Raw genomic sequence first — 14164 nt, 5'->3', positions numbered from 1 at the left:
TCGGTCGTGTCCTTTAAATTTTAACAAACAGCTCTATAATTTTTATTGGTAAAACATTTTATTATCTAACGCGAATAATCTCATTTTCACGTTTTTTCGCCAATTCTTCTGCATGAGCGCGTACCATCCCTTCTATCTCATCGACCAAATTATCGGTATCAATCAGATGGCTTTTTTCGCCCATACGGTAGACCAGCGATTTTGGTGCAGCACCAACGATACCGATATCGGCTTCTTTTGCTTCACCCGGACCATTTACTTTGCAGCCAATCACTGACAAATTCATTGGCTCACGAATGTCTTCTAAACGCGACTCTAACGCGGTCATTACTCTAATTACGTCAAACTCTTGGCGTGAGCAGCTTGGGCAAGCAATAAAGTTGACACCATTAGAGCGAATATTGAGTGATTTTAAGATATCAAAACCAATTTTAATCTCTTCTTCTGGCTCGGCTGCCAAGGAAATACGAATCGTATCCCCAATACCGTCCAATAATAAACCACCAAGCGCGATGGCAGATTTGACCGAACCAGTACGATAGACACCGGCTTCCGTAACGCCTAAATGCAGCGGATTATCAATCTGTGCTGAGATCAGACGGTACGCATCCATGGTCAAAAACACATTGCTGGCTTTGACAGACACTTTATATTGATCAAAATTAAGGCGCTCTAATATATCAATATGACGCATTGCTGATTCCAGCATTGCTGCACCATTTGGCTCTTTATACTTACGCTGAATGTCTTTTTCTAAAGAGCCAGCATTGACGCCGATACGAATAGGAATATTATAGTGCTTGGCACAGGCAACGACTTCACGTACTTTGGCGTCGCTACCGATATTGCCTGGGTTAATACGCAGACAATCTGCGCCCGCTGCCGCAACCGCTAAAGCAATTTTGTGGTCAAAATGCACATCCGCTATCAAGGGTACGCTGACCAATTTGCGAATTTCACCAAATGCTTTAACGGTATCCATCGTCGGGGTAGAGACGCGCATCAAATCAGCGCCTGCTTCAACACAGCGCTCAATTTGGGCAACAGTCGCTGCCACATCGCAGGTATCGGTATTGGTCATACTTTGCACACTAATCGGCGCATCACCACCAATCGCGACATCACCGACATATATTTTCTTAGTAAGACGACGATTAATAGGCGCTGACGTTGACATAGACAAACCCTTTCATGAAAGCAGTAAGAACGAGAATAACCATAAAACTGAAGGTAATAATAAACAATATTCGCTTTGAAAAATAAATCAGTTAATAAATTAAGGCGCCAATTCAAAACTGGCTTGGCGACCATTTGCGTAGCTGTTTAAAGCGACGGATTGCTGATTAAGCATCAGGCGCACGTTATTGATATTATCGATCTGTACATTAAACGGTGGCATACCTGATAATTGATAATCACCCGCATTTTGCGAGCCCGCTATCAAGCTGCTACCGGTAGCGTCTGTAATAGTGACCACAGCAGCAGCAGTCAGCTTAACATCTAAAGTGGCGGGGGCAACGTCACCACCGCCTAAGTTTAGTGCTGAACCTGAAGCGCTAACCCCTGTAACATCGGTATTAATGGCGGCGCCTTGTGCTTGTTCTACTGCTGAGATATCTTCAGCGCTAGAGACAGGCGGCGCAGTGTTTTCCTTGCTCGCATTACTGACCATACGGAATAGGAAAATCGCTAAAATAACGACACCGATGACGGCGATGATAAGCAGCGGATTGAAGCGAATGCGACTGTGTGTATCACGCTGTAGCGTGCCCATCGGACGCAGTAGCGACTGAGTATTACTGGCTGAACGCGATTTTAGCTCATTTGGGTATGCCGCATCAAAGCTACTGGCTATTCTTACTGGGTCGAGACCCAAATATTTGGCATAGTTAATCGCAAAACCGCGTGCAAACGCCACTTGCGGCAAGTCAGAAAAATCTTCGTTTTCTAACGCTTGCAGATGACGTTTTAAAATAAACAATTCATTTGCCGCGTCGTCCAAGCTAACTTGCTTAGCTTTGCGAGCTTGCTGCAACATGGCACCAAATGATCCCTGCGCGTTAAAGTTAGTGTTTGATAATGGGGTGGTCATTTCCATGGTGCCTCTGGATTGTTAAGCCAAGTCTTTAGTTGTTTTGCTTCATCACTTAATGGATAAGCGGATAAAAGTTGCTGTGCCAATTGTTGGCGTGTCTCGATGTTTTTTTGCGCTGCCGCCAATTTGATACCTTGTAGTAGCAAGCGTGGACTAACGCCCTGCCCTTGCAGCAATATCAAGGTCTCATCATAGAGTCTTTGTGCTTGCTGAAAACGCTGCTGCTCAAGTAGTAAGTCAACCATCTCAATATGCGCAATGATGCTGTTTCGATTGCCATCTAAAGCCCGTAAAAAAGCCTTTTCCGCGGCAGGATGATCCTTTAGTTGAAGGTAGGTACGACCTAAGTTTTCTAACGCACCAATACGGCCTTCATAGCCAAGGGCAGCGCCTGCTATTTCGAACTGCTCTGCTGCCTCTTTGTAACGCTTCATCTGCGACAAATACACGCCATAATTGTTGTGTGCTTGATCAAAATCTTTATCAAGCACAATGGCTTTTTTAAAAAATTGTTCGGCTTTTTCAAGATTAAGGCGGCTACCCTCTTGCTGCAACAAAACACCCATCATATCATAGGCCGGCGCATGACGGCTATCGGCAGCAAAGGCTTTTTCGAGCTGTCTTTGGGCAGCATCGAGCTCGTTTTTGCGGATATATTGTGCAGCAAGTGTCGTTCGAACGCGAGCAATTTCTTGCTGATCCAATTGACGATTGTCATTGGGTTGCGTTGAGGTTTGATAAAGCGTGCCCGTTATTAAATCATTGGTTGGCGTGCTTTGACAACCAGAAATCAATAAAGCGCTTAACGTGCTGGCAAGCCATATACCTTGAGCACTTTTTCTAACAAAAACGGTAGCGCCCAACTGCCTCACTGAATGAGAAAGAGAGGTTTGATATTTGAACTGACAAGAATTTTTAGAAGTCATTATGGTCGCCATCATAAAACTGTGAGTCAATGCGTTCGATCATCGAGGCATCAGTTTAATAGATTTAGCCTCCATAAGTACAATTTAGTTGTCATTAATTGTCTCACTCCCTCAGTACTAGCATTGGCGACTACATTTTATTACCATTGTGATGCAAAAAAGACAGCTAAACATAGTCCGTCTGCAATACTAGAAATAATATTATAGTAACGCGTTACTGCTATAAATTTTTCTTGTTTGCTTGCTTGCTGCTGCCTGCATAGTAGAGGCTACAAAAAATACTATAGTAGGATTCTTTTTAATACGCGACTCTCAACTTAATATGGGCTATCGTAGGCTGGTGCTTTTAGCCCAGTCAATCGTAACAATTTGCCAAAAACGCTGGGCTAAAGCCACAGCCTACGCCAAAAATTATGATAGTTGAGAGTGGGGTTTTTTAATACATTAATTCATCTATAGCTACGTTAGATAGCTATAGCAGTCATTTTTATTAACCTAATCAACTATTTTCGCGGTCTTTAATACTTTGCTGCCAAGCGGCTGAGCGACGTGTTCTATCGGCTACCTGCCCAACCAATTGCCCACAAGCGGCATCAATGTCATCACCGCGCGTTTGGCGAATGGTACAAACAAAACCTGCTTCACTTAATATGTTGCTAAAGGCATGAATGCGATTGTTACTCGACTTATCATAATTTGCATGTGGGAATGGGTTAAACGGTATCAAGTTAATCTTACTTGGCAAATCACCCAATAAGGCAACCAGTTGCTCAGCATGCTCATTACTATCATTGACACCGTCTAACATGACATATTCGATCGTCACATGTTTTTTATGGCGCGGGTTCACGTCAAAGACGTAATTTCTCGCCGCTGCCATTAACTGCTCTAACGGATATTTTTTGTTAATCGGTACCAATTCATTACGCAGCTCATCATTTGGCGCGTGTAATGAAATCGCTAAAGCGACGTCCAGCTCTTTTGCCAACTCATACATTTTTGGCACCACACCTGAGGTAGATAGAGTGACACGGCGCTTTGATAAACCATAGGCATGATCACTGAGCATCAACTCCATTGAGCTGACAACGGGACGATAGTTTAATAACGGCTCACCCATGCCCATCATGACCACATTGGTGACATTATTTTCCCATAAACTATGGTCAATATTCTCTAAGCTGTCGTTTTCATCGCTCATATAAGAAGCATTGGCCACCCATAATTGTCCGAGAATCTCAGCCGCCGTTAAATCGCGCTCAAAGCCCTGCTTGCCCGTACTACAGAAGCTACAGTCCAGCGCACAGCCGACTTGCGAGGAGATACACAAGGTTTTGCGACCATTTAACTTACTGTCATCTGCCGGAATCAATACCGTCTCAACCAATGAGCCGCCAGTCACTTCAAATACCCATTTGCGCGTACCATCATCACTATATTGGCGATGGATAACCTTTGGTGGTATCACACAGGCATTGGCTGATAACTTATCTCGCAAAGACTTACTTAAATTGGTCATTTGCTCAAAATCTGTCACCCCTTGCTGATATATCCACTTAATGACTTGCGTCGAGCGGAACGGCTTTTCGCCAATACTCTTAAAGTAATCCGCCAATTGTGCTTGTGTCATGCCTAGTAGATTGGTTTTTGCCTGCGCCTCGTCTACCAATTTTATGCTGTTAGCAGTTTTGGCTGGGAGATATTGGACAGGGGTTTGGACAGTCGACATAATAAATAACCTTTTTGCATTTTTTGATATAAGCGATGCAATTGTTGAGATGGGCGTTGCTAGACATACTTAATGTATGAGTGCATGAGCAATCCGTTATGAGTGCATTTTTTATCAGAAATTGATAGAAACATACTGATAAAGGATTGATAACGCTAAGTAAAACCAATAATGAGGGAGAAAAGTTAAAATTTCAATGCATAGTTAGACTATAATTGATCCACTTTTAAAAGAGTGCAGCGCTACTGGGGTTAATTATTCGCAGCCTCTGTCTGCGTAGGCACAGCAAGCAAGAAAAATTAACCCCAGTAGTGCTTTATAACATCTGTATTTCTTTTACTTAGGACTGACTATATTATAATAGCTAAAACGGCTTATACCAAAAGATATAAGCCGTCTCGTTACACTAATAATTAATCAGCGCTATTATTATGGATAACAGTGGCTGTTAATAAAATCTGTTAATAAAAGCTGCTATTAACGCGTACGTGCACAAACTTCTTCTTCATTGAAGAAGTAGCTGATTTCACGTGCTGCTGATTCTGCTGAATCTGAACCATGAACAGCGTTTTCATCGATGCTGCTAGCAAAATCAGCACGGATAGTGCCTTCAGCTGCGTCTTTTGGGTTAGTAGCGCCCATGATTTCACGATGCTTAGCGATAGCATTTTCGCCTTCTAGTACTGATACCAATACTGGACCTGACATCATGAAAGATTTTAGGTCGTTATAAAATGGACGCTCAGCGTGCTCAGCGTAAAAACCGCCCGCTTTTTCATCATCTAGTTGCATCATTTTAGCCGCAACAATTTTTAGACCTGATTTTTCAAAACGGTCGTAGATAGCGCCAATGTTATTGCCAGCGACTGCGTCAGGTTTGATGATAGATAAAGTACGTTCGTTAGCCATGAAAAGCTCCTGATATATAAGTGAGAAATTAAATAATTTACGTTGTCTGTGATCACTGCGCTAAGCGAATTCATTCATGCATGTCTAATACGGATACACAATAAGAAGATATAGTGCTCAGCGAATGATTGCTGCCTATTATAATGATTAAGCGTGTAAATGATAGGATTAATTTATGGTTGTATAGTCGGTGAAAAGTAATATCGATACAACAGGTACTACTGGTGCAAATTTTTCTTACTTACCAAAAACAAAACCCCAATGTTTAGCATTAGGGTTTTGTGAATGAACCATACAATATAGTTATAACCAATTATGCATCATACGGATCACGTAGGACGATGGTCTCTTCACGATCAGGACCGGTTGAGATGATATCGATAGGGCAACCAATCAATACTTCGATACGTTTGATGTATTTTTTAGCATTTTCAGGCAGCTCATCGTAGTTAGTGATACCAACCGTTGATTCGCTCCAACCTTGTAGTGTTTCATACTTTGGTGTTACCGACTCATAGAATTCAGCATCATGCGCGCCTGCACACTCAGTTTCTGGCAAATTATAACCGACACCAATGAGTAGCTCTTCAAGACCATCTAACACGTCAAGCTTGGTTAGGCAGATACCTGACATAGAGTTAAGTACGACAGCACGGCGTAATGCCTCGGCATCGAACCAACCACAGCGACGCGCGCGTCCTGTCGTGGCACCAAATTCATGACCGACTTTGGCTAAATGCGCGCCAACATCATCAAACAATTCGGTTGGGAATGGACCGCTACCGACGCGCGTGGTATAGGCTTTTGTGATACCAAGGACATAATCCAAATATAATGGACCGATACCCGTGCCTGTAGATACGCCACCAGCGGTCACGCTTGAGCTGGTCACAAACGGATACGTACCGTGGTCGATATCAAGTAAGGTACCTTGCGCACCTTCAAACATTAGGTTCTTGCCAGCCAGACGCAATTGGTTCAAATCTTCAGTGACATCAGTCACCATGCCTCTGATTGCTTCTTTCCACTCTTGGCACAGCTTAAGCGTCTCATCAAAATCAATCGCTTCAACTTTATAGTACTGAGTCAATTGGAAGTTATGATATTCGATTAAGTTACGTAATTTTTCTTCTAAATCATCACGGAACAAATCAGCAAGCTTGATCGCACGGCGTGCAACTTTGTCCTCATAAGCTGGTCCAATACCGCGACCAGTCGTACCGATTTTGCCGCTACCGCGCTTGGCTTCACGCGCTTGGTCAAGAGCAACATGATATGGCATGATAAGTGGGCAGTTTGGAGAGATACGTAGACGCTCGCGTACAGGTACATTATTGTCTTCTAAATTTTTCATCTCTTTTAGTAAAGCGTCAGGCGCTAGTACCACACCATTACCGATAAAGCAGGTTACGCCTTCACGTAAGATACCTGATGGAATCAGATGCAAGATGGTGGTTTTGCCATCAACGACTAAGGTGTGACCAGCGTTATGACCGCCTTGAAAGCGAGCGACTGCTGAGGCTTTTTCGGTAAGTAAATCAACGATTTTACCCTTACCTTCATCGCCCCACTGGCTACCCAAAACTACGACATTCTTACCCATGATGAATCCTTACTTTGATGTATTGATGTATTGATGTATTGAGATGTGTGCAATTTCATACCAAGTGCTTTTATTTAAAGCGCTTATAAACGTAAATTTTTTTAAAGTTAAACCGCGTGTAGTCGCCATTGGTTATCTGCAAGGCTTAAACGATGCGTCAACCCCACTGGCATGTCTTCTGCCGTTAATGGCATGGTGACGCGATAGCCCTGCTGACGTAAGCTTGCCACTTGCTGTAATAAGAGCTGCCGCTGCGCACTGTCTAAATTATTAAAAGCATCATAATCGATCAGCACGATAAAGGGTGCATCAAGCTGAGTATGCGCGAGCAAACGGCTGACATCCATACTAAAACCCGTCGCTTGACGCGGCTGATTCGTGGCTAGCTGATTACTTTTCATGCCATCAAAACGCCCGCCACGCACCAGCGGCTGGGTCTCACTATTGATATAGCCATTGAACACAATGCCGGTATGATAATGATAGCCTGATAGCTCGGTCACATCGATACTGACCGCACACTGCCACTGTACTTGCAAGTGCGCTTTTAGACGTTGCAGCTCATCGATGGCGGTGACAATTTTCGTATCTTGTTGAGCATTCTCTGACAACCTTCCAAGCAGATTTGCAATGTCATGACCAAAGCGTGCCAAGGTATAAAAATCGCTACCCATCGGCAATACTTGGCAGACCTGCTTAAGTTCTGGCAAGTTCTTATTGGCATAAAGCTGCATCAATTGCTCAGTATCGCTAGCGGATAATGCCGCCAATTCTGCCAAGCGTTTAAATATCGTGACATGACCCAAATCAACGTGCAATACTGCACTCATATCTAGGCTATTAATCATGCTAAATAGGACATCAATCAGCTCAATATCTGCTGCAATTGACTCACAACCAAATATCTCAGCACCGAGCTGTAGCGGTGTGCGTGAACCAAAAAGCCCTGATGGCAAGGTATGAATGACATCGCCTGCATAGCAATAACGCGCGATTCCATCGCCGCCATGGTGTGCATCAATACGCAGAATCTGCGGCGTAATATCGGCACGTATACCCATCAATCGACCGGTTAGCTGGTCAATAATTTTAAAGGTTTGACGCTTTAAATCCTCTGAGGCCCCGCTTAATAAGGATTCGGTGAACTCAATCATCGGCGGAGACACCAGCTGATAGCCGTGTGTAATCAGCTGCTGCGTCAATTGATGTCTAAGCACTTCTTGCTTATGAGCGTCTTCAAACAATACATCGGCCACTCCATCAGGCAGCAACCAACTATTAGCAACATCGCTGGCAAGATTGCTAAGATAAGGTAAACGGTTGGGTGCGGCGTTATTATCAGCGGGCTGAGTAGCCGCTTGCTTGATGGCGTTTTGCAGGGCAGGTTTGGCAGAATCAGAACTGGCAGACACAATAAATCCTTGTTTGGCGTATCGCTTACCAAAAAGCGCGGTAGAGATGCGGTACTTAAATGTGGTACTTAAAGGTTATATTTCCAATTGCATAGATATCAGGCGATTTTTATTTTTCACGCGCAACATCACTGACCCAATTATTGATAAGCAAACTAGGTAACCGCAAAAGGGTGAGCAATAGTATAAGTTGGGATGATAAGACGAGTATCTTTATGCGCTAAAAAACTATGATAATTTATGCGCTAAAAAACCATGATAAATAATCAAGGCACTTTATGCTTTAGTCTAGCATAGCAGCCAAGCTTTGCCTAGTGACAATTAACTGCAATCGCCATCTATAGTCGGTGAAAAGTAATATCAACACAACACGTACTACTGGTGCAAATTTTTCTTGCTTGCTGTGCCTACGCAGACAGAGGCTGCAAAAAATTTACACCAGCAATACGGTAGCGACTTTAAAGTATTTCCACTATATCGTTGAATAACGCCTTGGATGTGCACTCATGTTACACTAGCCTATATTTTTATTTTGGAAGCCTTATGTCCTCTGATTATCATCCAAATCCAGCCATCAACCAAAGCAACGTACTTGGCACTGCCCTAGCCAGCTGTTGTTTTGATCCACTTACCGGTTATTATCGCAATGGCTTTTGTCATACGGGCAACCATGATGTTGGTCAACATACCGTTTGCGCCAAAATGACCAGCGAGTTTTTAAACTTTTCAGCCAGTCGCGGTAATGATTTGAGTACACCGCTGCCTGAGTATGGTTTTGTCGGTCTACAACCGGGTGACTACTGGTGTATTTGTGCACTACGCTGGGTTGAAGCACTCGATTTGGGCATGGCACCACAAATCAAGCTTGAAGCTTGTCATGAGAGCTTATTGAATTTGGTCGATATCGATACGTTAAAACGCTTTGCACTGTAATCTATATCCGTTGCATGAATCGATATCCGTTGCATGAATCATTTTTATATTTATTTCCTACTTAGATAAAAGGAGCAGGTATGAACCAAGATGATGACCTGATTGTCAAAACGGCAACGCGTATCACACCTGAGTCTAATGTCAGTCTTATTGACGCCACTATCATAGACGAGCACTCCTATTTAGACAATTATGACAGCTATATCTATGGCGATTCTGATGCGACGGTCGAGGACACCATTGAGACGATGACCGTCTATGATCCAGACTCTGAGCGCTATGAGGATATTGAGCCATTAAGTGCCAATGAAGTGGTCAATTGTTATACTTACTCACGTAAAACTGGTGAGCAGCTCAACAAAATAGCACTCAGGGATGTCAGTCGCGCCTTGAGCAATAGCGGTCAGTTTATCTGGCTAGGTCTTTATGAACCTAGCTTGCAAACGATCTCTGAGGTAAAAGAAGCCTTTGATCTGCACGAGCTCTCAATCGAAGATGCCTTTGCTGACCATCAGCGTGCCAAAGTTGAAAGCTATGACAATGATACGATATTTGTGGTATTGCGTACCGCTAAGCTTGAAGGCAATGTCATCCGCTACGGTACCACCGCGATATTTATGGGTAAGAATTATCTGATTACGATTCGTAATGGCCCTTCGAACTCCTACGCACCGGTACGCGAGCACTGTAATCGCCGCCCTGAAAAATTACGTATGGGGCCTATTTTTGTCTTGCACGCTGTTATTGACTTTATTGTCGATAACTATATGCCAGTGACCGACCGCTTAGGCAGCTATTTACGTGAGCAAGAGCGCAATATTTTTACTTATGAATTTAATAAAGAAACGCTTAGAAATCTATATGAATTAAAATCACAATTGGTGCATATGCGTGCGGTGATTTTACCGGTGCAAGATATCTGTAGCTTTTTTATTAACCATCAAAAAAGCGATCTCGTCTCACCATTCTCGCACGCTGCCAAGCCTTACTTTCGTGACATCAATGACCATTTATTGCATTCTCTAGATGCGATTAATGGTTTGAATGAGATGCTCAGCGTGGTGATGAATACCTATCTGGCTATGGTCAATATGGGACAGAACGAAGTGGTTCGTAAGCTTGCGGCTTGGGCGGGTATTTTGGCAGTACCAACGGCGATGGCGGGTATTTATGGGATGAACTTTGACTTTATGCCTGAGCTGCACTGGCAATATTCTTACTTTATCGTCATGGCCGTTATCATTTCACTATGTAGCTTTTTATACCTTAATTTTAAGCGCTTGGGCTGGTTATAAATTAGCTTTTCAGACAAAAAAAAGGGCTGCCATATATATACATGACAGCCCTTTTTAATGAACTATAGTCGGTGAAAAGTAATATCGATACAACACAACACGTACTACTGGTGCAAGTTTTTCTTGCTTGCTGTGCCTACGCAGACAGAGGCTGCAAAAAATTTACACCAGCAATACGGTAGCGACTTTAAAGTATTGCAACTATATATCATCTTATAAACCCGCTGACTTTTCAGCCGCATCAACGGTTTGACGAATCAGGGTATTAATCGTCATCGGTCCAACACCACCTGGGACTGGTGTATAGGCACTGGCAATATTTTCTACGCCTTGCAGCTCGATATCACCGACGCCGCCATTATCAGTCGGATGGAAGCCTGCATCGATGACTACCGCGCCTGCTTTAATCCAATTGGCTTTGATCAGCTCAGGTACGCCCACTGCCCCAACCACGATATCGGCACGCTTAATATGAGATTCTAAATCTTGCGTTCTTGAATGGCAAATCGTCACGGTACAGTTGGCATTCAATAGCATCATCGCCATTGGTTTACCTAGGATAGCACTGCGCCCTACCACTACCGCCTCTAAACCAGCCAGTTCGATATTATGATGCTCTAGTAAATGCATGATGCCTTGCGGGGTACATGAGCCATAAGCAGACTGCTGCATCGCCATACGACCAAAGCCAAGGCAGGTCACGCCATCGACGTCTTTTGCCAAGTCAATCTGCTCAAAGCAAGCACGCTCATCGATATGCGCCGGTACTGGATGCTGTAGCAAGATGCCATGGACGTCTGGATTGTTATTTAGCTCGTCTATCTTAGCCATAAGCTCTGCAGTCGTTGTCGCACTCGGCATCTCAACGCGTATAGAATCCATGCCGACACGCTGACAAGCATTGCCCTTCATACGTACATAAGTCGCAGAAGCGGGATCATCACCGACCAATATCGTCGCTAGGCTTGGGGTGCGTCCTGTCTTAGCTTTAATAGCGTCTACACGCGTACTCAGTTGCTGTTCTATTTGTTTAGCAAGTGCTTTACCATCCAAAATGGTAGCAGATCCTTGGGCAGTTGATGCAATAGACGCAATAGACATAGTAACTCCAATAGAGGGTGCGATAAAAAAACAAAGACAGCGCCTGCAGTATAGTCGGTGAAAAATAATATCGATACAACACGTACTACTGGTGCAAATTTTTCTTGCTTGCTGTGCCTACGCAGACAGAGGCTGCAAAAAATTTACACCAGCAATACGGTAGCGACTTTAAAGTATTTCAACTATATCTTTGCATGCCTGTCTTATGCTCGGTCAATATATAGTCATATTAATATAAAAGAGATACCTTCAAAACAGCGTTCTGCTGGGATAAATTTTCCTCGCTTGCTGTGCGCTTCGCACTCCAGAGGCTTCGCAACATTTATCCCAGCAGCACTATATTCTTTCTAAATTTAATCGACTATATTATTAAGACTGATATTGTACCTGTGTAGGCTGAAAAATCCTAGCGTGAGATGAGAACACCTTAATTAAAAAACAATAACATGACCATAAAAAAGTCGGTCTATTAGTAGTTAATAGACCGACTTTTTGTGTTCAAGTGCTATCGTAAACTGACTAAATATAGTCAAATCTAAATAAAAAAGATACATTATATTGCAACGCTGAACTGGTATAAATTTTTCTGGCGTGCTGTGCCTACGCAGACAGAGGCTGCGAAAAATTTATTCCAGTCCTGCTGACTCGTTTTTATAATGAATTTACTATAGCCATCTAATAAGTATGAAACTCTATACCCACTGCCGCGCCAATGTCACTAGATTGGGTATCAGAGTCTACTGCCCACAGCCTAGTAGTCACCAACGCTTGTGGTTTTAGCTGATGCTCCCACGCCACATCGATAGCTGTCAGCTTATCAGTCGCTGGGAAGGCCTGATTATCATTTTCATCTGATTGGTTTACTTTAGCATGTTGCACTTTTGCATTGATAAAGTTACGGTTATCAAGCCATAATCGTCCACCAAGTGCGATGCTTTCCGCATCGCCGCCTAGCGCATAGCCTAATGGGAAGCCTTGCTGATAATAGCCATCTGTATAAACAAAGTGGTCGTAGGAAATACCTCGCACTTCGCCACTAGAGCGGGTGTCCGTATACTCTGCATAAAGCTGATAAGGTTTACCATAAGCATCAGACGCATAATCAACACCGGCTAAATACATATTTTTAGCGGGCAAGCCGCCTGCTTCATCTTCACCTACATATTGAGCATAGACACCTGCGGGTACGTTGATTAACGGTGCCAGACTCATGCGCGCATCAAAACCGCCAAGTTGATTGGCTGGATCATTGGCTGCCTCAATACTATTAGTCGCTTCATTATCTTTGGTACCTAAAAGAGCATCAGTAAAGGAGCCAAAGCTCTGTGGACGACCTTCACCGCCCCACATAAAGGTACGAGACGCACCCACTTCTAGCCATGGCCATGGGCTAGCCGTCAGCCTTGCGCCAAATAACTTAGCATCGGGAATGGCCTCATAATCCTCTAATTGACCGGCAAATAGCTGATATTGCCAAGGTCCGACCCATGATAAATACTGCGATGTAGGCGCGGTTTGCTGATCACGCTGCATGGTAAAACCTGCAACCGGTAAGCTTGCATCGCCTCGAATGAGGCTGCCATCGTGACCCGGTCCCCACCATGTTGGAACTTTACCCGCGATTAACCATTGATTGGCAGCAGTACCCGCAAGATACGAGCCCTCAAAACTAACGTCTGAGCTGTCCTCGATGAGTTTGTCATTTTTCACATTGGCTTGTAAATTAAATTCCCACTCCGCTTTGCTAAGCGACACCCCGACGCTTGCTTGCTGACCAGCAAGCTGATCGTCGGCAAACTTTTGTGGTAGCTGATCTCTATCGGTTTGTATATGCAGTGCAGCCGAGCCTTTTACCACTGAGTCAAGGTTCTGATTCAATCGCGTTTGTACCGACTGTAATATCTGCTGCTGCGCTGGCGTCTGGGCATTAGCGGTATTTAAAGCGCGTTTGATCTCATTAGCCGTCAGCGGCCAAGTACTGGTACTAATCTGCGCGACCCCTTGAGTATTGAGCCAGTCAAGATCTGCCTTAAGCTTTAGGTCGTTCATATACAGGTTTTGTGCGCTGGCAAGTGTACTCACCATACCAAAGCTCAATAAAATACTGATTAGACTTAAAGCGTTTAGACGGCGGTGTGACAGTTGCTTGCTCATAGTGGTT

General features: G+C 43.8%; 11 protein-coding genes. 2 read left to right on the top strand and 9 right to left on the bottom strand.

Annotated elements, in window-relative coordinates:
• Window positions 1–61: 61 nt before the first annotated feature.
• From ispG to PSYC_RS03535, 7 genes are all read right to left on the bottom strand, one after another.
• Window positions 62–1177, bottom strand: a complete 1116-nt coding sequence (gene ispG, locus PSYC_RS03565; RefSeq protein ID WP_011279968.1) for a flavodoxin-dependent (E)-4-hydroxy-3-methylbut-2-enyl-diphosphate synthase — start codon at window positions 1175–1177, stop codon at window positions 62–64.
• A 99-nt stretch (window positions 1178–1276) separates the two neighbouring features.
• Window positions 1277–2092 carry a helix-turn-helix domain-containing protein gene (locus PSYC_RS03560; RefSeq protein ID WP_041757543.1) on the bottom strand — a complete coding sequence of 272 codons (816 nt, stop codon included), beginning with the start codon at window positions 2090–2092 and terminating at the stop codon, window positions 1277–1279.
• Window positions 2089–3021, bottom strand: coding sequence for a type IV pilus biogenesis/stability protein PilW (pilW, locus tag PSYC_RS03555; RefSeq protein ID WP_227500350.1), 933 nt, complete (start codon window positions 3019–3021; stop codon window positions 2089–2091). Before pilW ends, PSYC_RS03560 begins: the two co-directional genes overlap by 4 nt.
• Window positions 3022–3520: 499 nt before the next feature.
• The gene (rlmN, locus tag PSYC_RS03550) at window positions 3521–4750 is read right to left on the bottom strand and encodes a 23S rRNA (adenine(2503)-C(2))-methyltransferase RlmN (RefSeq protein WP_011279965.1); all 1230 of its coding nucleotides are present in this window, start codon (window positions 4748–4750) and stop codon (window positions 3521–3523) included.
• Window positions 4751–5227: 477 nt separating this feature from the next.
• Entirely contained in the window at window positions 5228–5659 is a 432-nt protein-coding gene (gene ndk, locus PSYC_RS03545) for a nucleoside-diphosphate kinase (protein WP_011279964.1), read from the bottom strand.
• 313 nt (window positions 5660–5972) lie between these two features.
• On the bottom strand, window positions 5973–7262 hold the full coding sequence (locus PSYC_RS03540) for an adenylosuccinate synthase (protein ID WP_011279963.1): 1290 nt from the start codon (window positions 7260–7262) through the stop codon (window positions 5973–5975).
• 107 nt (window positions 7263–7369) lie between these two features.
• A complete protein-coding gene (locus tag PSYC_RS03535; protein WP_011279962.1) occupies window positions 7370–8674 on the bottom strand; it encodes an ATP phosphoribosyltransferase regulatory subunit in 1305 nt (434 codons plus the stop codon).
• Between the two features lie 543 nt (window positions 8675–9217).
• On the opposite strand from PSYC_RS03535, the gene PSYC_RS03530 reads away from it, so the two are divergent.
• Together PSYC_RS03530 and corA are read left to right on the top strand one after the other, a co-directional pair.
• Window positions 9218–9607: a DUF2237 family protein gene (locus PSYC_RS03530; protein ID WP_011279961.1), complete on the top strand. Its 390-nt coding sequence runs from the start codon at window positions 9218–9220 to the stop codon at window positions 9605–9607.
• Between the two features lie 80 nt (window positions 9608–9687).
• Window positions 9688–10902 (top strand): magnesium/cobalt transporter CorA, encoded by a 1215-nt coding sequence (gene corA / locus PSYC_RS03525; RefSeq protein ID WP_011279960.1) that lies wholly within the window; start codon window positions 9688–9690, stop codon window positions 10900–10902.
• A gap of 213 nt (window positions 10903–11115) precedes the next feature.
• On the opposite strand, the gene folD is transcribed toward corA, so the two are convergent.
• Window positions 11116–12003 carry a bifunctional methylenetetrahydrofolate dehydrogenase/methenyltetrahydrofolate cyclohydrolase FolD gene (folD, locus tag PSYC_RS03520; RefSeq protein WP_011279959.1) on the bottom strand — a complete coding sequence of 296 codons (888 nt, stop codon included), beginning with the start codon at window positions 12001–12003 and terminating at the stop codon, window positions 11116–11118.
• A gap of 675 nt (window positions 12004–12678) precedes the next feature.
• Window positions 12679–14157, bottom strand: coding sequence for a capsule assembly Wzi family protein (locus PSYC_RS03515; protein WP_011279958.1), 1479 nt, complete (start codon window positions 14155–14157; stop codon window positions 12679–12681).
• Between the last annotated feature and the right edge of the window lie 7 nt (window positions 14158–14164).

This window comes from Psychrobacter arcticus 273-4, assembly GCF_000012305.1.
GTDB lineage: Bacteria > Pseudomonadota > Gammaproteobacteria > Pseudomonadales > Moraxellaceae > Psychrobacter > Psychrobacter arcticus.
This window is presented reverse-complemented; position numbering and strand designations above follow the sequence as displayed.